At 67.2% G+C, this 25052-nt stretch carries 17 protein-coding genes; 9 read left to right on the forward strand and 8 right to left on the reverse strand.

The genetic code is table 11. From position 1 onward, the window contains the following. Nucleotides 1–4 precede the first annotated feature (4 nt). From tssB to lptF, 3 genes are all read right to left on the reverse strand, one after another. Complete coding sequence (gene tssB / locus ACFPK0_RS15840; protein ID WP_007080353.1) at nucleotides 5–517, reverse strand: type VI secretion system contractile sheath small subunit; 513 nt, start codon at nucleotides 515–517, stop codon at nucleotides 5–7. 371 nt (nucleotides 518–888) lie between these two features. Further along, nucleotides 889–1980 carry an LPS export ABC transporter permease LptG gene (gene lptG, locus ACFPK0_RS15845; protein ID WP_056085512.1) on the reverse strand — a complete coding sequence of 364 codons (1092 nt, stop codon included), beginning with the start codon at nucleotides 1978–1980 and terminating at the stop codon, nucleotides 889–891. Next, nucleotides 1977–3092: an LPS export ABC transporter permease LptF gene (lptF, locus tag ACFPK0_RS15850; RefSeq protein WP_377342069.1), complete on the reverse strand. Its 1116-nt coding sequence runs from the start codon at nucleotides 3090–3092 to the stop codon at nucleotides 1977–1979. The genes lptG and lptF overlap by 4 nt, the downstream gene beginning before the upstream one ends. Nucleotides 3093–3190: 98 nt before the next feature. Between lptF and ACFPK0_RS15855 the strand changes: the two genes are divergently transcribed. Next, nucleotides 3191–4675, forward strand: a complete 1485-nt coding sequence (locus tag ACFPK0_RS15855; RefSeq protein WP_377342071.1) for a leucyl aminopeptidase — start codon at nucleotides 3191–3193, stop codon at nucleotides 4673–4675. 89 nt (nucleotides 4676–4764) lie between these two features. Next, nucleotides 4765–5184 (forward strand): DNA polymerase III subunit chi, encoded by a 420-nt coding sequence (locus tag ACFPK0_RS15860; protein ID WP_056085515.1) that lies wholly within the window; start codon nucleotides 4765–4767, stop codon nucleotides 5182–5184. A 121-nt stretch (nucleotides 5185–5305) separates the two neighbouring features. On the opposite strand, the gene ACFPK0_RS15865 is transcribed toward ACFPK0_RS15860, so the two are convergent. Beyond that, entirely contained in the window at nucleotides 5306–8905 is a 3600-nt protein-coding gene (locus ACFPK0_RS15865; protein ID WP_377342073.1) for a hybrid sensor histidine kinase/response regulator, read from the reverse strand. A 135-nt stretch (nucleotides 8906–9040) separates the two neighbouring features. Here ACFPK0_RS15865 and ACFPK0_RS15870 point away from each other — a divergent pair, with 135 nt between their 5' ends. The 4 genes from ACFPK0_RS15870 (at nucleotide 9041) to ACFPK0_RS15885 (ending at nucleotide 13206) form a co-directional block, all read left to right on the forward strand. After that, the gene (locus ACFPK0_RS15870) at nucleotides 9041–10522 is read left to right on the forward strand and encodes a GTPase (RefSeq protein ID WP_377342076.1); all 1482 of its coding nucleotides are present in this window, start codon (nucleotides 9041–9043) and stop codon (nucleotides 10520–10522) included. Between the two features lie 165 nt (nucleotides 10523–10687). Further along, a complete protein-coding gene (locus tag ACFPK0_RS15875) occupies nucleotides 10688–11269 on the forward strand; it encodes a cytochrome b (RefSeq protein ID WP_056608555.1) in 582 nt (193 codons plus the stop codon). Further along, entirely contained in the window at nucleotides 11266–11829 is a 564-nt protein-coding gene (locus tag ACFPK0_RS15880; protein ID WP_377342078.1) for a YceI family protein, read from the forward strand. The genes ACFPK0_RS15875 and ACFPK0_RS15880 overlap by 4 nt, the downstream gene beginning before the upstream one ends. 12 nt (nucleotides 11830–11841) lie before the next feature. After that, on the forward strand, nucleotides 11842–13206 hold the full coding sequence (locus ACFPK0_RS15885; RefSeq protein WP_377342080.1) for a DUF697 domain-containing protein: 1365 nt from the start codon (nucleotides 11842–11844) through the stop codon (nucleotides 13204–13206). Nucleotides 13207–13279: 73 nt separating this feature from the next. On the opposite strand, the gene hrpA is transcribed toward ACFPK0_RS15885, so the two are convergent. Continuing rightward, complete coding sequence (gene hrpA, locus ACFPK0_RS15890) at nucleotides 13280–17437, reverse strand: ATP-dependent RNA helicase HrpA (RefSeq protein ID WP_377342171.1); 4158 nt, start codon at nucleotides 17435–17437, stop codon at nucleotides 13280–13282. A 136-nt stretch (nucleotides 17438–17573) separates the two neighbouring features. Between hrpA and ACFPK0_RS15895 the strand changes: the two genes are divergently transcribed. Next, nucleotides 17574–18041 (forward strand): Dps family protein, encoded by a 468-nt coding sequence (locus ACFPK0_RS15895; protein ID WP_377342082.1) that lies wholly within the window; start codon nucleotides 17574–17576, stop codon nucleotides 18039–18041. Between the two features lie 53 nt (nucleotides 18042–18094). On the opposite strand, the gene ACFPK0_RS15900 is transcribed toward ACFPK0_RS15895, so the two are convergent. Beyond that, complete coding sequence (locus ACFPK0_RS15900) at nucleotides 18095–20086, reverse strand: LTA synthase family protein (RefSeq protein WP_377342084.1); 1992 nt, start codon at nucleotides 20084–20086, stop codon at nucleotides 18095–18097. Between the two features lie 114 nt (nucleotides 20087–20200). Between ACFPK0_RS15900 and ACFPK0_RS15905 the strand changes: the two genes are divergently transcribed. After that, entirely contained in the window at nucleotides 20201–20800 is a 600-nt protein-coding gene (locus ACFPK0_RS15905; RefSeq protein ID WP_377342086.1) for a YrbL family protein, read from the forward strand. Between the two features lie 32 nt (nucleotides 20801–20832). Here the strand turns inward: ACFPK0_RS15905 and ACFPK0_RS15910 are convergent, their stop codons facing one another. Continuing rightward, complete coding sequence (locus tag ACFPK0_RS15910; RefSeq protein WP_377342088.1) at nucleotides 20833–22521, reverse strand: ArnT family glycosyltransferase; 1689 nt, start codon at nucleotides 22519–22521, stop codon at nucleotides 20833–20835. 193 nt (nucleotides 22522–22714) lie between these two features. Here ACFPK0_RS15910 and ACFPK0_RS15915 point away from each other — a divergent pair, with 193 nt between their 5' ends. Further along, nucleotides 22715–23248, forward strand: a complete 534-nt coding sequence (locus ACFPK0_RS15915) for a DUF6630 family protein (protein ID WP_056085524.1) — start codon at nucleotides 22715–22717, stop codon at nucleotides 23246–23248. Here the strand turns inward: ACFPK0_RS15915 and ACFPK0_RS15920 are convergent. Then, a complete protein-coding gene (locus tag ACFPK0_RS15920) occupies nucleotides 23241–25010 on the reverse strand; it encodes a diguanylate cyclase (RefSeq protein WP_377342091.1) in 1770 nt (589 codons plus the stop codon). The genes ACFPK0_RS15915 and ACFPK0_RS15920 overlap by 8 nt on opposite strands. Nucleotides 25011–25052 lie beyond the last annotated feature (42 nt).

Raw genomic sequence — 25052 nt, forward strand, 5'->3', positions numbered from 1 at the left:
GTGTTTACTCTCCGTCCGTGTCAGCGGGCTTGGCCGCCGATACCAGCGATTGCAGCAGTGCGGGGTCGTTGATGGCCTGGGCGATCAGCTTCTCCGCGCCGGCCTTGCCGTCCATGTAGGTGCTGAGGTTGGCGAGCTGGGTGCGCGCCTCCAGCAGCTTGGCCACGGGGGCGACCTTGCGGGCCACGGCGGCGGGGGAGAAGTCGTCCATGCTCTCGAACGTGATGTCCACGTTGAGGTTGCCTTCGCCGGTCAAGGTGTTGGGCACGGCAAAGGACACGCGCGGCTTCATCGACTGCAGGCGGTTGTCGAAATTGTCGACGTCGATCTCCAGCGCCTTGCGCTCCTCGATCGACGGCAGCTCGCTGTTGTTGACGCCGGACAGGTCCGACATCACGCCCATCACGAACGGCACCTGGACCTTTTTCTGCGCGCCGTAAACCTCGACGTCGTACTCGATCTGCACGCGCGGCGCCCGATTTCTGGCGATGAATTTCTGACTACTCTGCTTGGCCATGCTTTTTGTCTCCTCGGAGGAAGGGCAACTTGTTCACTGGGCGCAACGTGGCCGGCCCGTCGGGCGCATGAGCTCGCAGCGGTGCCATGCAACCGCCGCGATGCCCTCGAAAAACCAGCACTTGATACCCCTTTTTCAGATGCGTTCACGTCATGCCCGCCCCGCGGGCTGCGCACGAAGACGCACACAGCGATGGAACGTGCCGCGGAAGCGATTTCAGACAGAAATGTCGCTCCACCTGTTACTGCGTGGTCGCGTCGTGAACTTGCTCAAGGCGCCGAAGTCGATGTTTATCTTTCGTTCATAAACGAAAGACGGCCGCAAAAAAATGTCCGCGTGGGCGCACGCGGTCGACATGCAGACGGGTTGGATCAGGCGTGGCGGCGGAAATAAAGCCAGGCGGCCAGCGCCAGCACCATGGCGGGCAACAGGTTGGCCGGCAAGGCGGGCACGCCGTAAACCGTGCCGAAGTTGACCAGCGCCTGTTGCAGGAAATACCAGCCGATGGCCAGCAACATCCCCACGAACATGCGCTTGCCCAGGCCGCCGGAACGCAGCGTGCCGAACGCGAACGGCATCGCGCACAACACCAGCACCAGCACGTTGAGCGGGTACAGGGCACGGCCCCAGAACGCCACGGCGTAACTGCCGGGGCTTTCGCCGTTGCGCTCCTTGTAGGCCATGTTGCTGAGCAGATCCCGCATCGACAGGTACTGCGGCTGGATCATGTTCTGCGCCAGCACCTGCGGGTCCAGGCTCGACTGCCACGACTGGGTGTCGCTCTTGCGCGTATGCACGCCCTGCGCATCCAGCACGCTGCTGCGCACGTCGTGCAGCATCCACTGGCTGCCTTCGTGCTCGGCCGTGCGCGCCCAGTCGAAGCGGCTGAGCTGGCCGTCGTCGGTCATGGTGAACACGCGTACGTCCGCCAGTTGCACGGTGCCCCGTGCGCTCAGCATGGCGGCCTTGGCGTTGATGATGTTGTTGCCGTCGCGCGCCCACAGGCCGCTGTTGGTGGCCATGCCGAGGTTGCCGGCCTTCAGCCGCAGCTGCATCGCCTGCGCCTGCTGGTCACCCCACGGCGCGGCCGTCTCGCCCAGCACCACCACGCCGACGATCAGCACCCCGATCACCCCGGCGGCCGATGCGGCGATGCGCAAGCGCGACATGCCCGCCGCCCGCAACGCGGTCAGTTCACCCGTCGACGCCAGCCCACCGAGACCCAGCAGCCCGCCGATCAGGGCGGCGTTGCCGAACATCTCGTAGGCGCGGCGGGGAAAGGTCACCAGCACGTAGACGATGGCGTTGTTGAGCGTGTAGCCGTTCTTGCCCACGTTGTGCAGCTGGCGCACCAGCTGGGTCATGGCGTCGAAACCGGTCAACACCAGCCACACCATCAGCAGCGAGCCGAGCACGCTCATGCCCACCAGCCGGTCGACCCGCTTGATCGTGAACGTGCTCATGCGTTCCCCGCTGCGGGCCGCGAGGTGGCGATTTTCCGTGGACTGTATTGCTTCCACAGCAACCATGCGGCGAACAGCACCACCAGCAGATGCAGCCCCCACAGCGGCGCCTGGTTGTGCCAGTGACCCTTGCCGATCTGCGCGCGGCCCATGGCCAGCAACAGGTAGTACAGGTAGAAGATGATCACCGCCAGCAGCAACCGGCCGTAACGTGGTTCGCGCGGATTCTGCCGCGACAGCGGTACCGCCAGCAGCAACAGCACCAGGGTCAGCGCCGGCGCGTTGGAGCGCCAGGCGAATTCGGCACGCGCGTCGGGGGCGTCGGTGCCGGCCAGCGTCCAGCTGTCCAGCGCGTGCACGGGGTCGTCGTCCTCATCGCCCTGCACGTCCGAAAGCGCAGTGTCGTTGCGCGCGTAGTGCATGCTGCGCCAGTCATCCGTGCCCAGCGGGATGTCGTATTGCCAGCCCTTCTCGAAAGCGATGAAGCGATTGCCGCCATCGCTTTCCTGGTAGAGCTGGCCGCTGGCCGCGCTGACCAGCTTGATGTGCGGCTGGCCGTCGCCGTCGCGCTGGGTGGCCACGAACGTGCGTCCCAGCTGGCTGCCGTCGCGGTTCAGGCTCTCGACGAAAATGATGCCGCCCTTGCCCGGCAGATCGGTGAAGCGGCCCGCGTCCAGCCCCACCGCGATCACCGAACGGTTGGCCGCGGCCACCATCATGTCGCTGGTACGCACCGCCCACGGCCCCAGCCACAACGACACCACGGCGGTGATCAATACCAGCACGCCACTCAGCAGCAGCACGGGCTTCAACAAGCCGCTCGCGCCCATGCCTGACGACGCCAGCACGTGCATCTCGCTTTCGCGGTACATCCGGCCCAGGCCCATCAGCACGCCGATGAAGCTGGCCAGCGGCAGCATGTTGGTGAGGCCGTCGAGCGTGCGCAGCCCCAGCACCTGGAACATCACGCTGGCCGGAAAGCTGCCGCCGGCCACTTGCTGCAGCACGCGGGCGAACGCGCTGCCGGCCACGATCACCAGCAGCACCACCACGGTGGCGGCCACGGTTTGCGCCAATTCACGCAGGAAATAGCGGTCGAGGATGCTCAGCATGCGATAAACTAACCCGCTCTCCAGCCGTGCCCAGACCGGCCGGCAAACCGCGAGTTTAGCCTGTCCGGCCCGCGCCGGGCCCACACAGGAATCTTCCGATGACATTGCAGTTCAGCCTGGGCGCCGCCGCGCCCGAAACCGTCGACAGCACCTGCATAGTGGTCGGTGTGTACGAACACGGCGTGCTCAGCAACGCGGCAGCGCAGGTCGATGCCGCTACGGCAGGCGCCATCAAGAGCCAGCTGGAAAGTGGCGACATCAGCGGCAAGGCCGGCAATTGCGTGACGCTTTTCGCGCCGGCGGGCATCACCGCAAAACGCGTCCTGGTGGTCGGCCTGGGTGCACAGAAATCGTTCGACGGCGCGCGCTTCCGCAAGGCCTGCATGGACGCGGCACGTGCGCTGGCGAAGTTGCCGGTGACTGAAGCGGTGTCGTATCTCACCGAGGTGGACGTGCCCGGCCGCGACAGCGCCTGGCGTGTACGCATCGCCGCGTTGGCGGCCGATTACGCCGCCTATCGCTACACCGCCACGTTCAAGCCGCGTGACAAGAACCCGCTGCCGAAGCTGGCCACGCTCACCTTCGCCGCCGGCGACGATGCCCAGCGCGGATTGGAGCAGGCGCGCGCCATCGCTGAAGGCGTGCGCTTCGCCCGCGACCTGGCCAACCTGCCGCCGAACATCTGCAACCCCATCCATATCGCCGAACAGGCGCAGGCCTTCGCCAACGGGCAGGCGCAGGTCAGCTGCACCGTGCTCGATGAAGTCGAGATGGAGAAGCTGGGCTTCGGCTCGCTGCTGGCGGTGGCACGCGGCTCGGTCAACAAGCCGCGATTGATTGCGCTGGAATACAAGGGCGGCAACGACGGCGACAAGCCCTACGCGCTGGTCGGCAAGGGCGTCACCTTCGACTCCGGCGGCATCAGCCTGAAACCCGGCGCCGGCATGGAGGAAATGAAGTTCGACATGGGCGGCGCCGCCGGCGTGCTGGGCGCGTTCGTGGCCGCGGTGAAGATGGGCCTGAAGCTCAACCTGGTCTGCGTGGTGCCCAGCGTGGAGAACATGCCCGGCGGCGACAGCTATCGTCCCAGCGACGTGCTGACCAGCCTGTCCGGCCTCACCATCGAAGTGCTCAACACCGACGCCGAGGGCCGGCTGATCCTGTGCGACGCGCTGACCTGGACGGCACAGCAATTCAAGCCGCAAGCCATGGTCGACGCAGCCACGCTCACCGGCGCCTGCGTGGTGGCGCTGGGCAAACATGCCAGCGGCCTGATGAGCAAGCACGACGACCTGGCTGCCGAACTGCTGGCCGCCGGCGAGGAAACCCTCGACCGCGCCTGGCGGCTGCCGCTGTGGGATGACTACCAGAGCCAGCTCGACTCGGGCTTCGCCGATGTCGCCAACATCGGCGGCAAGAGCGCCGGCGCCGTCACCGCCGGCTGCTTCCTGTCGCGCTTCACCGAAGGCCAGCGCTGGGCCCATCTGGACATCGCCGGCACCGCCTGGGATGAAGGCCGCAAGGGTCTGGCCACAGGCCGGCCGGTAGCGTTGCTGGCGCAGTGGCTGCTGGATAGGGAATAGGGAATGGGGAATAGGGAATGGGAAAAACCGGGGTGACGGCGGGATTGTTGTTTACTATTCCCGATTCCCCATTCCCGATTCCCTGCCCAATGCGCGCCGATTTCTACCTGATCGACAAACCCCGCTTCCGCGAGCAACCGTTGTTACTGGTGTGCGAGCTGACCAAGAAGGCGTTTGCCGCGCAGCAGCCGCTGCTGATCCTGACCCGCGATTTCGCCCAGGCCGAGGCGGTCGACGAATTGCTGTGGTCGTTCGACGAGGACAGTTTCATCCCGCACCAGCTGGCCGGCGACGAGGATGACGCGACGACCGCGGTGCTGATCGTGCCGCTGGGTCTGGAAACCGCCGACCGGCCGCTGGTGCTGAACCTGCGTGACGCCTGCGCGCCCGGCAACTACCAGCGCGTGCTGGAGGTGGTGCCCGCCGACCCGTCCGCACGCGAAGGTTCGCGCACGCGCTGGAAGGAATATCAGCGGCGCGGTTTCGAGGTACGCAAGTTCGACATGTAAGCGTCATGCCCTGTGGCAGCGACTTCAGTCGCGATGCTCTTGCTTTGGGGCCCCGGACAAAGGCATCGCGACTGAAGTCGCTCCCACACACCATCCCTCCCGGCGCCGACCGACCGATCCATCAGCCGGGCTCGATTTCCACGTCGACCTTCGCGAAATTGGCCAGTGCATCGGCCAGTTGTTCGCCACTGACCGGCTTGCGCAAGAAGCCGTCCATGCCTGCGGCACGAGCCAGCGCTTCGTCCCCGCTGCCCGAGCGCGCGGTCACCGCCACGATCGGCACGCGCTGACCGGCCGGCTCGCGTTGCCGGATCAGCCGCGCGATCTGGAAACCGTCCACGCCGGGCAGGTCCAGATCCAGCAGCACCACGTCGAACTGCGCATGCGGCAGTTCGGCCAGTGCCGCCAGGCCGTTGGCCACGTGACAGACGTCGTGGCCCTGCTGTTCCAGCAGCCCACGCAGCACGGCAGCGACAATGGCGTCGTCTTCGACCATCAGTATCCGGCGCGCCTGGCCACTGCGGTGGCTGGCAACCGTCGACGGCGCCAGCGGCGGCGGTTCGGGCAGCGGCAGGCGCACGCGGAAGATGCTGCCGTGCGCCACCCGTGATTCCAGCTCGATGCTGCCGCCCATCATGTCGGCCAGTTCGCGGCAGATGGCCAGGCCCAGCCCGCTGCCGGCGCGCCGCTGCGGCCCTGCTTCCTGTTCGAACCGTTCGAACAGGCGCGCCTGGCTGGCTTCGGGGATGCCGGGGCCGGTATCGCTGATGCTGAAAAGCAGGCCATCGGCCGAGCGCTGCGCCCGCACCGTCACGCTGCCGCGCTGGGTGAACTTCAACGCGTTGTTGGCCAGGTTGAGCAGGATCTGCTTGACCCGCACCGCGTCGCCGACCACCCGTTCGGGCAGGTCGTCATCCACCTGCAGCACGAAGCGCAGGCCCTTGGCCTGTGCCAGCCCCTGCTCCAGTTGCGCCACGTCGGTGACCAGCTGGCGCGGGTCGAACGGCGCCAGCTCCAGCTCCAGTCGGCCGGCCTCGATGCGGGCCAGGTCCAGCGCATCATTGAGCAGCTTCAGCAACATGCCGCCGGAGCGCTGCATGGCTTGTGCGTAATCGTGCTGTTGCGCGTTGAGTGGCGTACTCAGCAGCAACTCCGCCATGCCCATCACGCCGGTCATCGGCGTGCGTATCTCGTGGCTGAGCGTGGCCAGGAACTGCGTCTTGGCGGCGCTGGCCTGCTCGGCCAGTTCGCGTTGCTGCTCGATGAGCTGTAGGCGGTAGCGCTGCGCCATGCGGTTGCGCCACCCGCGCAGGGCCAGGCCGCCCACCAGCGCCAGCACCGCCGCGTAGATGGCCCATGCCCACCAGCGCGCCCACGGTGGCGCCTGCACGTGGATGCGCAACGGCGTGGCCAGGTGTCCCCATACGCCGCCCGGGCCGGCGGCCATCACCTCGAGCTTGTAATCGCCCGCCGGCAGGCCGGCAAAATCGCGCTCGCCGCGATGGTCCACGTCCACCCAGTTGGTGTCGAAGCCGGTCAGCTTGAAGCGGTAGCGGTTGGCCTCCGGGTTGACGTAGGAGGCCACGCGCACTTCCACGCGCAGATCGCGGTCGCGCCAGTGCAACGGCACTACGGAACCATCGCGTGGCAGCGCGTGGATGGCGCCATCACGCTGCACGTTGAGGCTGGCCAGGGTCACCTGCGGCGGCGAGCCGGCGGGCACCGCCGCGGGGAAAAGCGCCGGCTGGAATGCCACCACGCCACCGCTGTTGGCGGCAAACATCATCCCGTTGGCTGCGACCGCCACGGCGCCGCTGTTGAACTCCACATTCGACAAACCCTGCGCCGGGCCAAACGACCTCAGCTGGCGGCTGTCCTTGCCCATCCGCCACAAACCGGGATTGGCAAACATCCACAGATTTCCGCTCCGGTCGATGCGCAGGTCGGTCAGCACCGACGCGAACGGCTGCGCGCTGATGTCGACACTGTCGTCGCGCCGGGCCTTGCCGTCGGCGTAGCGGTAATGGTCGAGGCTGTGGCGCGTCACCAGCCAGAAGCCGCCGGCATCGCGCGCAAACGTGAGGATTTCATGCCTGGGCACGCCGTCAACCAGCACCATCTGCCGTGACGCCGGATCCCAGCGCCGCAGCCCGTCGGCGCTGGCGTACCAAGGCCCATCGGCGTAGCAGCCGATCTGGTCGACGGCCACCGAATCCTCGGTGGGGTCCTCCATCGGTATTTTCGATATGGCGCGACTGTCGGCGTCGATGGCGAAGACGCCGCCGCCCCAGGCCGCCACGTAGATGCGGCCGTCGGTGGCGGCGCAAAGCATCACCGGCCGCATGATGCCGGCCTTGTGGATATCGATGGGCGACAGCTTGCCGTGATCGAACAGATGCAGTTCGCCCGGGCTGGCGATCCACAGGCGCCCGCGCAAATCCTCCGCCAGCCACACGATCTGCCCGCGCACGCCGCGCACCACGTGCTGGACCTTGCCGGTGGTGGCGTCCAGCTTGTCGACCCAGCCGTTTTCGCCACCCACCCACAACTGGCCATCGCGCGCCAGCAGGATCGCCGAGGCGGCGATGTTGGACAGGCTGGTCGGGTCGTCCGGCACGTGGGTGAAACGGGCGAAGCCGTTCCAGTCCGGCGGCAGGTAGGCGACGCTCGATTGCTCGAAGGTGATCCACAGGCCGCCTTCATGATCCAGCGCGGTCTGCCAGATCTTGCTGCCCGGCAGCCCGCCCGGCAGCAGCGGCTGGCTGGCGATGGCCTGCAGTTTGCCCTCGCCCGTATTCAGCAGCAGGCCATCCATGGTGCCGATCCACAGCCGGCCCTGTGCATCGCGCGTGCTGCTGGGAATGCGCCGCGCGGCCAGCGCCTTGTTCGCCACGGGGCGCGCCACGCCGTCGCTGCCAATGATCAGCAACCCGCCGGTCATCGACACCCGAACCTCGCCGTGGCCGCCTTCGATATGCCAGGCCATGCCGACGTCGCCCTCGAATGATCGATCGATCGGCACCCGGCTGATGGTGCCGTCGCCATGACGCAGGAACAGGCCGCGCCTGGCGCCTATCCACAGCCGTCCATCCGCATCGGCCAGCAACGCGCGGGTTTCGCCGAACGCTGTGGCGTGTTCGCCCGCCGCGTCCAGCGCGAGATGGTCGAAGCCGTTGCCGTCGGCGCGCAGGCGGTCCAGGCCATGGTCGGTGGCTACCCACAGCGTGCCGTCGCTGGTTTCGGCGATGCTCCACACCTCGTTGCCGGAGAGGCTGTCCGGCTTCGCGTCGTCATGCTCCCAATGGCGAAAGCGGCCACTGCGCTGATCGTAGGAAATCAGCCCGGTGGAAATGCCGCCGGCCCAGATACGGTTCTCGCAATCCACGAACAAGGCGTAGGTGGTATTGGCCGGCAGCGAGCCGGGGTCGGCGTCCGAGTGCCGAAACGTCTTGAAGCTGACGCCGTCGAAACGCACCAGCCCGGCCGACGAGCCAAACCACATGAATCCGTTGCGATCCTGCGCCACCGAATACACCGGCCCGCTGGGCAGGCCATCGGCCACGCCATAGCGACGGAATTGCGGCGTGGGCAGGGGGCCGGCAATCGATGCACCGGCGACGGGCGCGGTGGTGGCGGACGCCGACGCGGCGTACGCCATGTTCGCGGCAAGCACCAGCAAGGCGGCCGCACGCACTGCGTGTCGCAGGAACATTGCCAACATGGATGTCCTCCCCGGCGCCCATCATGCCAAAAGCGGCCACATGCGGCGAGCGCCGACGCGTCCGGCGTGCGGCCTGACACCGTGCCGCGGCCCCGGCGCTCCGTTACCGGGGCGCATGCACACTAGAATGCCGGCATGCCCCGACGCTTCCGACTTCTGCTCACTGCACTGGCCCTGGCGGCGCTGTTGTGGCTGCTGTTTGCCGCCGCCGAGCGCGCACTGGCGCTGGCGCAACGTTTCCTGGCCTTGCCCCCAGCGCTGCAATGGACGCTGGGCGGCGCGCTGGCGATCTTCACCGCGGCCGGCCTGTCGGTGCTGTGGTGGCTGCTGCGGCCGCGACGCAAGCGCCGACCGGTGGCGGCGCCCGATCGCGGCAGCCTGGAGCAACGGATCGACCAATTGCGCAGCCGCGGCGCCGACACCGGCGCGCTGGGCAGCGAGCTGGCCGAACTCGACCGCCGCCGCGCCAGCGAGCGCGTCTACGTGGCGCTGTTCGGCGAAATCTCCACCGGCAAATCCAGCCTGATCCGCGCACTGGCGCCGCAGGCGATCGCCGCCAGCGACGTACGCGGCGGCACCACGCGCGAAGTGCGTCACCACGACGGCCAGTTGCCCGACGGACGCACCCTGGTGCTGGCCGACGTGCCCGGCAGCCGCGAAGCCGGCGGCGAAGCGCACGAAACCCTGGCCCGCGAGGAGGCACTGCGGGCGCATGCGGTGATCTACCTGTGCACCGGCGACCTCAACCGCCAGCAGGCTGAAGAACTACGCTGGCTGGCCGATTTCGGCAAGCCGCTGCTGCTGGTGCTGAACAAGGCGGACCAATGGGACGCGACCGAGCGCGAGCAGTTGCTGGCCCACCTGCGCCAGTTGTCGCGCGGCATCGCCAGCGCGGTGCTGGCGATCAGCGCCGGCGGCAGCGAGCGCTTCCAGCGCACGCTGGCCGATGGCCGCACCGAAACCGTCGAACGCCAGCGCCAACCGGCGATCGAACCGTTGCTGCGCGCCCTGGCCCGGCTCACCGCCCGCGGCGCCGAAGGCCTGGAAAGCCAGCGCGAAAACGCCGTGCTGGCGGGTCTGCATCAACGCACCGGCGCGCTGGAAACGCAAAGTCGTGCCGAGGAAGCCGAGCGCATCGTGCGCAAATACGCCCGCCGCGCCGTGGTGGGGGCGCTGGCCGCGGTGGCGCCCGGCAGCGACCTGGTGATCCAGGGCGTGCTCGCCACCGGCCTCACCCGCGCCCTGGCGCAATTGCATGAGGTGCCGGTCAGCGATGTGCAGATCGAGGATTTCGTGCGCCAGGCCCGGCTCACCCTGCGCACCGGCAGCTCGATCGTGCTGGCCGTGGCCGGCAATGCGCTGAAGGCATTTCCCGGCCTGGGCACGCTGGGCGGCGGCATCTTGCACGCCTTCGCTTACGCGCTGATTTTCGACGCGATGGGCCGCGCGCTGTCCGCCTCGCTGGCCGAACGCAACACCCTCGACCAGGACGATGCCGGCACCCGCCTGAAAGCCCTGCTCACCGACGCCGACGGTCCACGCCTGCGTCAGCTGGCCGCGCTCACCCTCGACGCCGTGCGCGAGCGCGACGCACCACCACCCGCCAAGAACCTGTAGGAGCGACTTCAGTCGCGATGCTTCTGTTTTTGGCCCCCAGAGCAGAAGCATCGCGGCTGAAGCCGCTCCCACAGGGGGGAACACACCGTTCGTCGATCTGCTACTGGCAGCTTCACTACCCGTCAGCCAGACTTCGGCCATCCATTTTCGCCTGCAGGACATCGCATGAAACTGCGCAGCACTACCGATCGATGGGGCGCGATCGCCAAGGCCTTCCACTGGACGATCGCGCTGGCGATCCTGGGCAATGGCGCGTTCGGCCTGCTGATGGATCTCTCCCATTCACCGATGCAGAAGATCAACTGGCTGGCGCTCCACAAATCCATCGGCCTCACCGTGCTGGCGCTGGCGTTGCTGCGCCTGTTGTGGCGGTGGTTCGATGGTCGGCCACCTGAGGAGCCGGCACCGCGCTGGCAACAATGGTCAGCGCGGGCGGTGCACGCTTTTTTGTACGCATTGATCGTGGCGATACCGCTCAGCGGCTGGTGGTTCAATTCGGTCACCGGCAAGCCGCTGCAATGGTTCAAGCAGTTCAACCTGCCCGCGCTGGTGCCGAAGGACGACACGCTGCGCCACTTCGCCCACGGTGTGCACGAGTACCTGTTCTGGTTTCTGCTGCTGGTGCTGGTGGCGCATGTGGGCGCCGCGTTGAAACACCATGTGTTCGACAACGACAATGTGTTGCGCAGGATGCTGCCGTTCGGTCGCCCGCGCCCGCTTCCGGATACCGAAGGAGATCGCCGATGAAACGCCCCGTTCTGTCATCTGTCGCCCTGCTGCTGGCGCTGGCCTTGCCCTGCCTTGCCGCCGCCGCCACCGATTACACCGTGCAACCGGCCGCCAGCAAGCTGGGTTTCAGCGGCAGCTTCCAGGGCGAAACCTTCAACGGCCATTTCGACACGTGGACCGCGGTCATACGCTACGATCCTGCCGACCTGGCCCATGCCGCGTTCGACGTCACAGTGAACCTGGCCAGCGTGAAAACCGGCGACAGCGATCGCGACAGCGCCCTGCCCGGCAGCGATTTCTTCGACGTGGCGAAATTCCCCACCGCCCACTTCGTCACCACCGGCTTTCGCCGCAACGGCGCGCAGGTCATCGCCGACGGCAAGCTCACGCTGCGCGGCGTCACCAAGCCGGTGAGCCTCGACGTGACGTTCCAGCCGGCCGCCCAGGGCGCCACGCTGGATGTGGATGGCGTGGTGCATCGGCTCGACTTCGGCGTGGGCGGCGGCGAGTACGCCGATACGTCGGTGATCGGTGCCGACGTGAAGGTCACCGCGCATCTGCAACTGACCGCGAAATAACGGCGCGCGGCATTGGCTATCGACAGCTTGTGGCAGCGCCTGCGCGGACTCGTCCGGCCAACGCCGCGCGATCCTGAAACAGCGCCGCAAGCCCGCACGTCCAGCGGGTCGTCGCGCGTGGCCGACAGCCTGCGCAGCCTGCTGGACGACGCCACCATTCCCGCCGCGGTGCGCAACGAACTGGCAACGGATTTCGCTCGCATCGAAAGCATGCTGGCGAAACTGGAGCGCGGCGAGTTGCACATCGCCGTGTTCGGCCGTGTGTCGGCGGGCAAGTCGGCGCTGGGCAATGCCTTGCTCGGTCACCAGGCGTTTCCCGTGGGCGTACTGCACGGCACCACCACCGAAGCCGGCCAGGCGCTGCTGGACGAGGCGCAACACGACGGCCTGGTGTTGATCGACACGCCGGGCATCAACGAACTCGATGGCGAAGCGCGCGAGCGGCTGGCTTTCGACGTGGCCGAGATCGCCGACCTGGTGGTGTTCGTCTGCGATGGCGACCTCACCCGACAGGAACTGGACGCCCTGAAAACCCTGGCCGCCACCCAGCGGCCGCTGCTGCTGGCGTTGAACAAGGCCGATCGCTACGGCGCCGATGAACTGGCCGACCTGCTGGACCATCTGCGCCAGCGCGTGGCCGGCCTGGTGCGCCCCGTCGACGTGCTGGCCGCGGCCGCGTTACCCGCAGCGCAACGCGTGGTCGACGTCGACGCGCAAGGCAAGGAAACCGTCCACCAACGCGCGCCCGCCCCGGACGTGGCGGCGTTGCGCGAGCGCCTGCTGGCGATCGCCGCGCGTGAGGGCAAGACGCTGTCGGCCATCAACGCCGGCCTGTATGCGGGCCGGCTCACTGACCAGGTCAGCGCCCGCATCGCACAGACGCGGCAGCAAGTCGCCACCCGACTGATCCGCCATTACTGCCTGGCCAAGGGCGTGGCGGTGGCGTTGAACCCGATTCCCGTGGCCGACCTGCTGGCCGCTGCGGGGCTGGATGCGGCGATGGTGGTGCAGCTGTCGCGCATCTACGGCCTGCCGCTGACACGCGCCGAATCCGGCCGGCTGGTGGCGGTGATCTCGGCGCAACTGGCCGCCTTGATGGGCGCCATCTGGGGCATGCAACTGGTGGCTTCCGCGCTCAAGGGCATGAGCGCCGGCTTGTCAGTGCTGGTGACCGCCGCGGCGCAGGGCGCGCTGGGCTGGTATGCCACGGTGCTGATCGGCCGCGCCGCCGAACGCTACCTGGTCGGCGGCAAATCCTGGGGCGACGCCGGCGCCAAGCGCGCCGTCGCCGACATCGTAGCCAGCCTGGATCGCGACTCGATCCTGCGCGAGGCGCGCGGGGAAATCCTGAAGCGGCTGAAGTCGCAACGGGGATAACGCGCCCACCTGTAGGAGCGGCTTCAGCCGCGACCACGCACCGCTGCACTTCCCGTCGCGGCTGAAGCCGCTCCTACAGAACCCCCAGCGCCTTGGCCAGGCGCTTCGCCGACACCGGTTCGGCCGTCTTCAGTTCCTGGGCGAACAGCGACACGCGCCACTCCTCGATCAGCCAGCGCAGTTCCGCCAGCGCCTGCGCATCGACGCCAGCGGCGCGGTGTTGCAGGTAGGCGCGCCAGTACGGCATCACCTGCAGCATGCGTTGCTGATCCTTGGCCGGGTCCTGGCGCAGCCGTTCGGCGCGCAACCGCATGCCTTTCAGGTAGCGCGGGTAGTGGGCCAGCCGTTCCAGCGACAACTCGCGCAGGCATCCGGGCGTAAGCAGCGCGTCGAATTGCTCGTGCAGGTCGTCGTAGCTGGCGCGGGCAAAGCCCATCAGCGGCGGCTGCAGCCAGGGCTTCAGATCGGCTTGCGCCTCGATGATCGGCTCGGCCAGTTTCAGCCGATCCACCGCGGCACCGAACAGTTCGCGCGACAACTGCGTGCGCAGTTTTTCGAACTCGCCGGCGGTGCGCGCATCCAGTGCGTGGCGCGCCAGCAGGTCGGTGAAGCCGCCTTCCACCAGATCCTCGCGCAGGCTGTCGATGCTGCCCAGCGGCGTGTATTTCAGCGACAGCGGGTTGGCGATCGGCAAGCGGCGGCGCGCCTGCTTCGCCTCACTGGCCAGCGCGTTGCGCAGCAAGCGCACCACACCTTGTCGGTGTGCCGCGCGCGCCTCGTCGCTGCGCTCGAACACGCGCAGCGCCACGGTCTCGCCCAAGTCCACCAGGGCCGGGAACGCGGCCAGGCCACCTTCGGAGCGCACCTGCGCGGGGATCTCCTCGAAATCCCAGCTGGCCACGTCCTCACGGGTCAGCTCGATGTCGGTCTTGCGCGAGAACGCCTCGCGCGCCTGGCCTTCCCAACGACCACGCAGCTCGGCCAGGTCACGACCACTGGCCAGGGTCTTGCCGGGTTTTGCGGCATCGCCCTCGTGCAGGCGATAGCGCATCAGAAAATGCGCCGGCAACTCGACCGCGTCGAAAGCCGCTGCGTCGATGTCGACGCCGGTGGTGCGTTTCAGGAAACCGGCCAGCACCTTCGCCAGCGATGCGTCGCGCGGCGCTTCGGCCTCGACGAAGGCGCGGGCGAAATCCGGCGCGGGCACGAAATTGCGGCGCAGGGTTTTCGGCAGGCCGCGGATCAGCTCGGCCACTTTTTCGCTGAGCAGGCCCGGCACCAGCCACTCGCAACGCGCGGCGGGCAGCGCGTTCAACATCGCCAGCGGCAGGTGCAGGGTGACGCCATCGGCCTCGTCGCCGGGCACGAAGCGGTATTCGAGTTTGTAGCGTTGCGGTCGCTCCTGCGCATCCTGCGCCCGCGACACTCGGCCATCCATGGCCAGCGGCGGGATGTCCAGCCACGCAGGGAAAGCCTTCGCATCCAGCCCCGCGCCACCGGCCATCACATCGTCCAGCGACCAGCGCAGCGCCGCCTGCTCGGCGGGACGCGCCTTGCGATACCAGGCATCCAGCGCGCGGCTGCTGGCGATGTCCTCGGGCAGCTTGCCTTCGAAGAACGCCACCAGATCATCTTCATGGCGGATCAGGCCTTCGCGTCGCTGCTTTGCCTCAATGCCCAGCGCCTCTTCCAGCACGCGTTGGTTGGCCCGCACGAAATCCGATTTGCTGTCGATGTCGCCACGCACCAGCGCCTCGCGCAGGAAGATCGCGTGGGCCAGCGCCGGGTCCTGCCGCTGGAACGTCACCGGCCGCTTCTCCACCAGCACCAGCCCGAACAGGCTCACCTGTTCGTACGCCACCACGCAGCCGCGCTTTTTCGACCAGTGCGCCTCACGGCAACTGGTGCGCAGCAGGTGCGCGGCCTGCTGTTCGATCCACAGCGGTTCGACCCGCGCATTGCTCATGCCCCATACGCGCCCGCCCACGTCCAGGATCTGCGCGCTGAAGATCCAGTTCGGCGGCGTCTTGGACAGCGCCGAGCCGGGGAAGACGTGGAACTTGCGCTCGCGGGTGCTCTGGTAGATGCCCTTCTCGTCCTTGCGACCGACCTGGGTGGGCAGGCCGGCGAGCAGCGAACGGTGGATGGATTCAAAAAGACGCGCAGCGTCTTTTTCATCAGCAACCTGCTCTTCGCGTTCGCCTCCTCTCCCCTCTGGGGAGAGGATTGAGGAGAGGGGTCGGGGCTTGCGTGGCGCTTCATGGGGGACGTGCTTCTTCTTTCCACTATCTCGCGGAACCGGCACCTTGCCCGGCGGGGTCACGGAGGAAAGGCGCCACCCCAACTCGGCCACCACCAGCAACAACTGCCGATGCAACTCACGCCATTCGCGCATGCGCATGAAGCTGAGGAAATGCCGTGAGCACCAGTCGCGCAGCTTCGACTGGGTCAGTTCCTCGTGGGCATCGTGATAGGCGCGCCACAGGTTCAGCACGCCGATGAAATCGGACTTGGGATCGGCGAACAGCGCATGCGCGGTATCGGCCTGCTGGCGGGCGTCGGCGGGGCGTTCGCGCGGGTCCTGGACGCTGAGGAAGGAGACGATGGTCAGCAGTTCGCGCAGGCTGTGCAGCTTCTCCCCTTCCACCAGCATGCGCGCCAGTTGCACGTCGATCGGCAACCGCGCCAGGGTGTGGCCGATGGCGGTGAGCTTGCGCGCGTCGTCGATCGCGGCGATCTCCGCCAGACGGCGATAGCCGTCGGCCACCACGCGGGGATCGGGGGCGTCGAGGAAGGGAAACTGCTCCACGTCGCCCAGCTTCAGCGCCAGCATGCGCAGGATCACGTTGGCCAACGACGAGCGCAGCAGTTCCGGATCGGTGAACGCGGCGCGGCCGGCGAAATCCACCTCGTCGTACAGCCGGTAGCAGATGCCCGGCCCCACGCGGCCGCAGCGGCCCTTGCGCTGGTCGGCGGCGGCCCGGGACACCGGCTCCACGTGCAGCCGTTCGAGCTGGCTGCGCTGGCTATAGCGCTTCACCCGTGCGGTGCCGGTGTCGATCACGTAGCGGATGCGCGGCACGGTGAGCGAGGTTTCGGCCACGTTGGTGGCCAGCACCACGCGACGTTTGGTGCCGGGCCTGAACACGCGATCCTGGTCGCCGGCGGAAAGCCGTGCGTACAGCGGCATGATTTCCGTTTCGCGGTATTGGCGACGCGACAGCAGCTGGTGCGCGTCGCGGATTTCGCGCTCGCCGGGCAGGAAGATCAATACGTCGCCGCGGGGATCTTCATGCGTGATCTCGTCCAGCACGCTGGCGATGTGCTCCGCGCTGCCTTGCTGCAACGAGGTCTTCTGTAGGAGCGGCTTCAGCCGCGACCCGGATTCCCTCTCGCCGCCTGTCGCGACTGAAGTCGCTCCTACAGGTTCCACCGGGCGCCAACGCACCTCCACAGGGTACGCGCGCCCTTCCACTTCCACCACCGGTGCGCCATCGAAATGCGCAGCAAAGCGCGCGGTGTCGATGGTGGCCGAGGTGACGATGATCTTCAGTTGCGGCCGCTTTGCCGCCAGCTGTTTCAGGTAGCCCAGCAGGAAATCGATGTTGAGGCTGCGTTCGTGCGCCTCGTCGATGATCAGCGTGTCGTACGCGGAGAGCCACGGATCGCCCTGGGTTTCGGCCAGCAGGATGCCGTCGGTCATGAACTTGATCAGGCTGCGTTCGGACACCTGGTCGTTGAAGCGCACCTGGAAACCCACGATGTCGCCCACCGGCGTGCCCAGCTCCTCGGCCACGCGGCGCGCCACTGAACGGGCGGCCAGCCGGCGCGGCTGGGTGCAACCGATCATGCCCGCCTCGCCGCGGCCGGCGGCCAGGCACAGCTTGGGCAGCTGGGTGGTTTTGCCTGAGCCGGTCTCGCCGGCGATCACCACCACCTGGTGCTCGCGGATCAGCTTGACGATGTCGTCGCCGCGGGCGCTGATGGGCAGCGATTCATCCAGCCGGATCGCCGGCTTGGCGGCGACGCGGGCGCGGCGTTTTGCCGCCGAGCGCTCGATATCCGCGCGCAACGCCGCCACCTTGTGTTCATCGGGCTTGCGCGACAGCGTGCGCCAGCGACCCAGCAGGCGGCCGAAGTCGCGGCTGGCCACGGTATCCAGCTGCCGGCGCAGCTTGCGCAGGCCGGGATCGGCGGCGGATTCGGGAGTGGGCGGGTCGGAGGCATTCATCGAACCGCGCATGATAACTGCTGGCGACGGCCTGATAGTCGAAAGCTATCGGCGGCATATAAAGGTTTCATTTCACCAACAACGATCGTCCCGCTACTGTGGGTCCATCGCATCGATCACCAAGAAGGAGCAACACATGGCCATTTCCATCGGTATCGCCAAAAAGGATCGCGAAGCAGTCGCCAAGAACCTGTCCAAGCTGTTGGCCGACACGTATTCGCTCTACCTGAAAACCCACAGCTTCCACTGGAACGTCACCGGCCCGCAGTTCAACAGCCTGCATGCGATGTTCGAGACGCAGTACAACGAATTGTGGCTGGCCGCCGACGAGGTGGCCGAGCGCATCCGCACGCTGGACGTGTTCGCGCCCGGTTCCTACAGCCAGTTCGGCAAGCTCACCTCGATCAAGGAAGAGCCCGGCGTGCCGGAATGGAAGGAGATGGTCGGCCAGTTGGTGGAAGGCCACGAGATCGCCGCTGCCACTGCCCGCGACACGATCAAGGTCGCCGACAAGGCGGGCGACGAAGGCACCGCCGACATGGTCACCGGCCGCCTGAAGGAGCACGAGAAAACCGCGTGGATGCTGCGCTCGCTGCTGCGTTGAGCTTTACGCGCTTCCACAACAAAAACCCGGCATCGTGCCGGGTTTTTGTTTTTCTAAAGCTGCCGTGTCACGCAGCAATCGGGCGTGTTCACCTTGATCGGCACCACCGCTGGTTTGGCCGCGCTGCCGGCGCTGGCCGGCACCGCATGCTGCTCGCTGGTCGGTGGCAACACGTAGCGCTGGTTGAAGTAGGCCCAGCTCGGCCACAACGCGTGCGCCAGCGCCAGCTTGTCCAGCGTCGGGTCGAGCGGCACCGGGGTAAGCGTTTCGGCGCCCACGTCGTAGTGGAATTGCTTCGCGCCCTGGTGCGGCTGCAGCACCACCAGCTGGTCGTATTTCAGGTAACCGTAGTTGTCGCCGTACTGCATGATCGCCCGGTCCGGATACCGCCGGGTGAGATCGGCGCCCAGCATCGGATGCACGCTGCTGATGCCGATCAGCGACAGCAACGTGGGCGCCAGGTCGATCTGGCTGACGATGTGCTCGTCGCGCTGCACCGGCACGCCAGCGCCCAGGATCAGCGCGGGAATGTGGAAATGCCGCACCGGCACCAGGCTCGCGCCGAACACGCGGGCGTCGTGGTCGGCCACGATCAGGAACACGGTGTGATCCCAGTACGGCGATTTCTTCGCCCGCTCGAAGAACTGCCCGATCGCCCAGTCGGCATAACGCACGGTGTTCTGCACGCTGGCCGCAGGCTCCGTGGCCTTGATGCGGCCGGCCGGATATTCCCACGGCGTGTGGTTGGAGACGCTGAAGGCCAGGGTGAAGTTGGGTTTGTCGCCGTCCTGCATCAAGCGGTGATGCAGCTCGTTGAACATGTCCTCGTCGGACGCGCCCCACGACCCCGTGAAACCGGGCTTGATCTCGAACTTCGGCTGGTCGATCACCTCGTCGAAACCGTTGCCCAGGAAGAACGACTTCATGTTGTCGAAATGCGCCTCGCCGCCGTAGATGAAGCGCGAGTGGTAGCCGAATTCGCCCAGCAGGCCGGCGATGGTGAAGAAACCGCGCTGGCTGCGTGGCAGCTTCAGCACCGCCTCGGCTGGCGTCGGCAGGAAGCCCGTGTTGACCGCTTCCAGCCCGCGCACCGAGCGCGTGCCGGTGGCGTAGGTACGCGCCAGCAACCAGCCCTGCTTCGACAGCGCATCGAACTGCGGCGACAGCTGCTGCCCGCCCAGCGTGCCGATGAACTGCGCGCCCAGGCTCTCCTCCATGATGATCACCAGGTTCAGCGGCTTGGCCGGCTTCGCGCTGGCCTGCTGGCGGTGCATGCTGGGGTACTTCGGATCGAGCATGGGGCCGCTGAAACCCGCCGCCTCGCGCACGATGTGCTGCATCTCGGGTTCGGGCATCTTGCCGTAGACGGCCGCGGCGGAGCGCTCGTTGCTCATGCCGCGGATCGCGTTGGCCACGTTGTAGAGGGAGTTCAGCGGCAGCGTGTTGACCATGCTGTCGTCGCTGAAGGCCACCATCGACGCGTTGAGCGGGCGATGCTCCAGCGTGCCGCGCGCCACCAGCAACAGCACGGCAAACGCCACGGCCGTCACCACCGGCCGCCACCAGAGTTTCATGCGCGCATCGACCGGCTGCGTGCGCAGCCAGCGGAAGCCCCACCAACCCAGCAGCCCCAGCACGACCAGCCCGCAAAACAGCACGCCCTTGTAGCCGTGCCACAACATCGCCGACACCTCGTGCGGGCTGTTGAGGTATTCGATGTAGAGCCGGTTCGGGCGGGTGTCGTATTCCAGGATGAACTGCGGCGTGGACACTTCCAGCAGCACGAACAGCAGCCACCACACGCGATACCACCACGCGGTGATGCGCGTGGGCCAGGCCAGATGGCCCAGCCATGGCGACAACAGGATGGGAAACGCGCAAACCATCGCCAGGAAACTCAGGTCGATGCGCCAGCCGCCGAACAGGATCGGCCACAGCCCACCCGCCGGCTGCACCCGCGACCAGAGCCACACCGACAGACCGAGCCGACTGAGCGTCAGCAGAACCATGGTGGCCGCAAAAAAGCGCCAGGAAAGCCGTCGCATACGAAGTCTCCGGTGAAGCCGTGCAGTTTAGCGCAGCGCTACGAGTGCGCCGCGGGATGCGATCGTTGCGGCGCTGCCGCACAATGACCGCCTAGTCGAACAGGGATGCCACGCATGCTTCAACTCAGCCAGGCCACGCCGATCGCCACCGGCAAGCACCGGCAGGTGTACCAGCACCCGGAACAACCGGGGCAACTGGTGAAGGTGATCCGCGCCGACCTGATCGAAAACGCCGCGGCGACGGCCCGGTGGCCACGCACCGGCCCGTATCGCGGCTACGTGCGCGAGTTCAAGGAATACCTGGCCTCGCGCCACGCCGCCCCGGGCCCGACCCCGCTGGCGGCGGTCATCGGCCTGGCCGACACCGACCTGGGCGTGGGGCTGGTGGTGGAAAAGATCCTCGGCGCCGATGGCGCGCTGGCACCCACGCTGGCGACCTGGCTGGGCCGCGACGGCTTCACCGACGCGATGCGGCAGGCGCTGGACGACCTGCTCGCCGCACTGCTGCGGCACAACGTGATCGCCACCGACCTGCACGCGTTCAACATGGTTTACGGCAGCAACGACGGCACCGCGCCGCGGCTGATGATGATCGATGGCTTCGGCGAGAAAAACATCATCCCGCACCGCTCCATGAGCCGCCGCCACAACGCCACCGTCAACCGCCGGAAATTCGAGCGGCTGGTGCGCCGTTGCCAGGCCGGCGTGACCTGAACGCCACCGGCGTTGCGCGAGGCGCTGCCGACTCATTGCGGCGCCATCGAACAACCCGGCTTCACCGCCGCCGCGTCGAACAGCCACCAGGCATTGCGGTTGGCCACGCCCAGCCGAACCACCCGCGCCGGATCCACGCAGGGGCCGAGCGCCTCGCTGTTGACCAGGATCCAGCGCCGCTGCGGCGCCTGCGCCTGCCATGCCAGCGCATCGTGCATCTGCGCCGCCGGGGGCCGCGAGAAGCCGAATTCCACCGGTGGCCGCCGCGCCTGCAGCAGCAGCTCCTCGCGCCACTGCACCAGCGCCAGCTCACCGTCGGGGCCGATCCGCTCATCCGCGCTGCGCATCAGCGAGCGCACCGACTGGTTGTCATTGAGCAGCGGGTACGTGCTGACCGGCCAGGCCACCCATGCCGCGCCCAACCCCACCAGCAGCGCCAACACGCCACGGCGGGGACGGAACCACGCCGCCGCCAGCACAAACAGCACGCCCACGCCGATCGCGCACCACCACAGCGCGGCGCCACCATCGGGCAGTTCGTAGCCGGCGGCGATACGCTGCGCGGCACGCGGGTGAGCCGATAACGCCCAGGCACCTGCGGCCAGGAAAACCACGCCCATCAGCACGCCCAGCGCAAACGCGGCCCGCGAAAACCAGCGCTTGACCAGCAAGCCATCCACGAACGGCGCCATCGCCAGCACCACCATCGGCAACGCGGGCAATAGATAGATCTCGCGCTTGCCCGAGGGGATGCTGAAAAACAGCAAGGCCAGCAACCACCACGCCAACGGCAACAGTACGCGTGCCTCGCGGCCGCGCAACGCGTCGCGCCACGCCGGCAACAACAGCGGGATCAGCAGGCAAACCGGAAACCAGTCGCGCGCCATCACCAGGAGGAAGAACCACGCCGGCTCCGCATGCGCCCATGAATTGGCGTAACGCTGGGCGGTCTGGCGAAACAGCAGATCCTGCACGTAGGCGATGTATTCAGGGGTATTGAAGCCGTAGGCCGCCACCAGCATCGGCACCAGCCACAAGCCGATCGGCAGCAGGAACGCCAGCGCACCCGCGGCCCAGCGCCAGCCATCGCCACGGGTTTGCGTCACCCCCGGCCAGTGCCGCAGCCGCGCAAACAGATACGGCAGCAGCATCAGCAGAACCAGCACGCCGACACCCTTGGTGATCACGCCCAGCCCCGCCGCGAAGCAGCCCAGCCAATACGCGCGCCAGTCCGGGCCGCGCAGGCAGTGCACCAGCAGGCCCGCATTGCCAATGGTTACCCAGAACAGCAGCAGCGGGTCGATCTGCGCGTGCTTGATCACATCCACAAACTGGATCGCCGCCAGCAGCAGCACCGCCGCCAGCAAACCGATGCGCGCATTCCACAGCCGCCGCCCTGTGCGATAGACCACCAGCAGGCTGCCCAGCCCGGCCAGCAGCGAGGGCAACAGGAAGGCACCGCGCCAGCCGCCGGTGAGCCAGAAGGTGATCGCCTCGCACCACATCAACAGCGGCGGCTTGTCCGAATACAGCTCGATCCCGCGATGCGGGAACAGCCACTGCCCGGATGTCAGCATCTGGTGCGCGACCAGCGCGAAGCGCGGCTCATCCGGCGGCCACGGGTCGCGCAGCCCGATGCCCGCGGCCAGCACCACCAGCGCCACCGCCATGAACCACCAGAACATGCGCCGGGCACGCGTATCGTCGTCAATCGTTGTCATTCTTCAGTCCGTTGTCTGCGCCGGGACTTTAGCAAAAAGCCGGTGCGTACCTGGCCGGGACGTCCCGGCGTGGGAAGGAGCAGTGTGCAACGGCGACGTTAGGATCGGCTTAGGCCGCCACCGGCGGTGCGGCAGGCTTTCCAATCCCGCCCGCACGCGTAACCATAGGCATCCTCCCCCCGAGACGTGCCCCATGAGTGTTTCCGACGACGACTACGATGCGGACGACGCGTTCGACGACATCGAGGATGCCTCCGTGGAAACGCTGGTGTGGCAGCTGCTGCAGCTGATCAACCCGGGCGACGAGGACACCGCGCTGCAGCAGTTCGACGATTACCGCGAGACAGTGGCGTCGATGGCCGAGGACAGCTACGAGCCGGTCCACATGGTCGCCCACGTGATCGACTGGCGCTCCGGCTTCCACATCGACGTCGGCGATTCGCGGGCGCTGGTGCAGGTGATCGACGAGTTGTGCGCCCGCTGGAACCTGTCGATCGACTGGAACGGCGACCCGGCCGATGACGACTTCTTCGAGGACATGGATGGCGCCTCGCTGCTGGGCACCGCCTACGACTGCCTTGCCGAACATGGCTACACGCTGTGGGCGTGGGAGGCCGACAACGACAGCCACGCCGGCTGGATCACGCTGACCCGCGACGCGGAGCCGATGCGCGAACTGGCCACCGCGCTGGGCATCAACCTGCGCCTGGGCAGCGAAGTCAGCTGACCCGATCGGCGGCGTCCGCAGGCGGTGCGCGGTCGATCGCGCGCCGCTGGTAAAGCCGCCGATCCGCCTCGCCCAGCCCGTCGGACAGCGACACGCCGTGGCCGAAACTGGCCGCGCCCAGGGTGAATCCGATCGGTGCGGAGGCACGGTCCGCTTCGAGCTCGCGTGCCACCCGCGCGGTTGCCTCGTCATCCGCGCCGCGCAGCAACAGCAGGAATTCATCGCCGCCCAGCCGTACCACCGGGTCGTCGCGCCGGGCATGGCGAAACAGGAACCGGGCCATCGCCACCAGCACCTCGTCGCCGCGCTGATGCCCGTACTGGTCATTGACCTGCTTGAAGTGATCCAGGTCGATGGTGATGCAGCCCCACGCCTCGGACGCGAACGCAGCGGACAGGTTGTCCAGGTGACGGCGGTTGAAGCACTTGGTGAGCGGGTCGCGGGTGGCCTCGTCCCACAGCCGCAACTCCTGCTGGTAGCGCTCGGTGATGTCCAGTGCATGCCCCAGCGCATAGGGCTCGTCGCTCTGGTCGTCCAGCACGCTCTGGTATTGCCACACGCGTCGGCCGCCGTCCTTGGCAACCAGTTCCAGCATGCCTGCGTGGCGATCCTTGGTCATCAACTGCAACAGGTAGCTGTGGAAGGCGGCATGCCTTTCGACGGGGATGAAATCGGTCAACGGCCGCCCCAGCAGTTCGCCCACGGAATAGCCCAGCGACGCCGCCGCGGCGGGGTTCACCGACAGCAGCACGCCTTCGTAGTCGTGCGTGCAGATCAGGCCCAGGCTGAACTCGAACAGCTTGCGGAAGCGGCGGTCGCTGGCTTCCAGCGCCGCCACGACACGCCGACGGATGGAAATGTCCTGGACCACGCCCACCAGCCGCGCCGGTGCCGGCTGCATCTGCGCAAAACCGATGGTACGCACCCATATCTTGCGGCCCTTGGCGGTAAGCATGGGCAACTCCATGTCCCAGCTTCCATGCGACCCGATCATGGCCGCCTTTACGGCCAATTCGATCTTTGGCCGGGCTTCTGGCGTGTAATAGTTGAACGCCTCGATCAAGGTCGGGCGATGGCCCGGCGGCATGTCGTGGACGGCGCAGGTTTCATCGGACCAATGGATCTGTTTCGTGTCCAGATCAAGCGACCACCGCCCCGACCCCATCAGCTTGTCGGCGCGGGCGACCAGTGCGGCCGCCGCTTTCGCCGCCTCCAGGCGCGAAACGGCGTCCTCGCGTTGGCGTTGTTGCGCGGCCTGCTGCTGCAGCGTCCGCATGCGCAACTCCAGCGCCTCGGTCACCGCCGCGGCCAGCGCTGCCAGTATCCGACGCTGCCCGTCATCCAACTTGCGCGGTGTGCGATCAAGAATGCACAGCGCACCGACACGAACACCATCGTGCAGCGTCAATGGCATCCCCGCATAAAAACGGATACCCGGATACCCCGTCACCAGCGGGTTCTCGGCCCAACGCGGATCACTGCTGGCGTCGGTGACTTCCATGAGCTCGGAACCGAGGATGGTCTGCGCACAGAACGCCACGTCACGCGGCGTCCCGCGCGTGCCGGCGAAACCGATGTTGGCCTTGAACCACTGGCGCTCATTGTCGATCAGGGTGATCAGCGCGATCGGTGCACCAGTCGCAATGGCGGTGCTGCGGGCCAGCGCGTCGAACAGCGGATCGGCCTCGGTATCCAGTGCCGACAAGGCCACAAGCCGCTCCGCGCGATCGTCTTCTGCCGCAGGTTGGGGAGCGTCGGTCATGCACGGATCCTTGGAAACTGCCCAACTCACCATGCCACATCG

The sequence above is a fragment of the Rhodanobacter ginsenosidimutans genome, from assembly GCF_042655685.1.
Lineage (GTDB): Bacteria > Pseudomonadota > Gammaproteobacteria > Xanthomonadales > Rhodanobacteraceae > Rhodanobacter > Rhodanobacter ginsenosidimutans.

What these genes read in the sequence shown, in the direction of transcription:
- ACFPK0_RS15915 (WP_056085524.1), top strand. Translation starts at nt 22,715, where the DNA reads ATGAGTGTTTCCGACGACGACTACGATGCGGACGACGCGTTCGACGAC.
- lptG (WP_056085512.1), bottom strand. Translation starts at nt 1,980, where the DNA reads ATGAGCACGTTCACGATCAAGCGGGTCGACCGGCTGGTGGGCATGAGC.
- tssB (WP_007080353.1), bottom strand. Translation starts at nt 517, where the DNA reads ATGGCCAAGCAGAGTAGTCAGAAATTCATCGCCAGAAATCGGGCGCCG.
- ACFPK0_RS15910 (WP_377342088.1), bottom strand. Translation starts at nt 22,521, where the DNA reads ATGACAACGATTGACGACGATACGCGTGCCCGGCGCATGTTCTGGTGG.
- ACFPK0_RS15895 (WP_377342082.1), top strand. Translation starts at nt 17,574, where the DNA reads ATGGCCATTTCCATCGGTATCGCCAAAAAGGATCGCGAAGCAGTCGCC.
- ACFPK0_RS15870 (WP_377342076.1), top strand. Translation starts at nt 9,041, where the DNA reads ATGCCCCGACGCTTCCGACTTCTGCTCACTGCACTGGCCCTGGCGGCG.
- ACFPK0_RS15920 (WP_377342091.1), bottom strand. Translation starts at nt 25,010, where the DNA reads ATGACCGACGCTCCCCAACCTGCGGCAGAAGACGATCGCGCGGAGCGG.
- ACFPK0_RS15860 (WP_056085515.1), top strand. Translation starts at nt 4,765, where the DNA reads ATGCGCGCCGATTTCTACCTGATCGACAAACCCCGCTTCCGCGAGCAA.
- lptF (WP_377342069.1), bottom strand. Translation starts at nt 3,092, where the DNA reads ATGCTGAGCATCCTCGACCGCTATTTCCTGCGTGAATTGGCGCAAACC.
- ACFPK0_RS15905 (WP_377342086.1), top strand. Translation starts at nt 20,201, where the DNA reads ATGCTTCAACTCAGCCAGGCCACGCCGATCGCCACCGGCAAGCACCGG.
- ACFPK0_RS15880 (WP_377342078.1), top strand. Translation starts at nt 11,266, where the DNA reads ATGAAACGCCCCGTTCTGTCATCTGTCGCCCTGCTGCTGGCGCTGGCC.
- ACFPK0_RS15855 (WP_377342071.1), top strand. Translation starts at nt 3,191, where the DNA reads ATGACATTGCAGTTCAGCCTGGGCGCCGCCGCGCCCGAAACCGTCGAC.
- ACFPK0_RS15865 (WP_377342073.1), bottom strand. Translation starts at nt 8,905, where the DNA reads ATGTTGGCAATGTTCCTGCGACACGCAGTGCGTGCGGCCGCCTTGCTG.
- ACFPK0_RS15900 (WP_377342084.1), bottom strand. Translation starts at nt 20,086, where the DNA reads ATGCGACGGCTTTCCTGGCGCTTTTTTGCGGCCACCATGGTTCTGCTG.
- ACFPK0_RS15875 (WP_056608555.1), top strand. Translation starts at nt 10,688, where the DNA reads ATGAAACTGCGCAGCACTACCGATCGATGGGGCGCGATCGCCAAGGCC.
- hrpA (WP_377342171.1), bottom strand. Translation starts at nt 17,437, where the DNA reads ATGAATGCCTCCGACCCGCCCACTCCCGAATCCGCCGCCGATCCCGGC.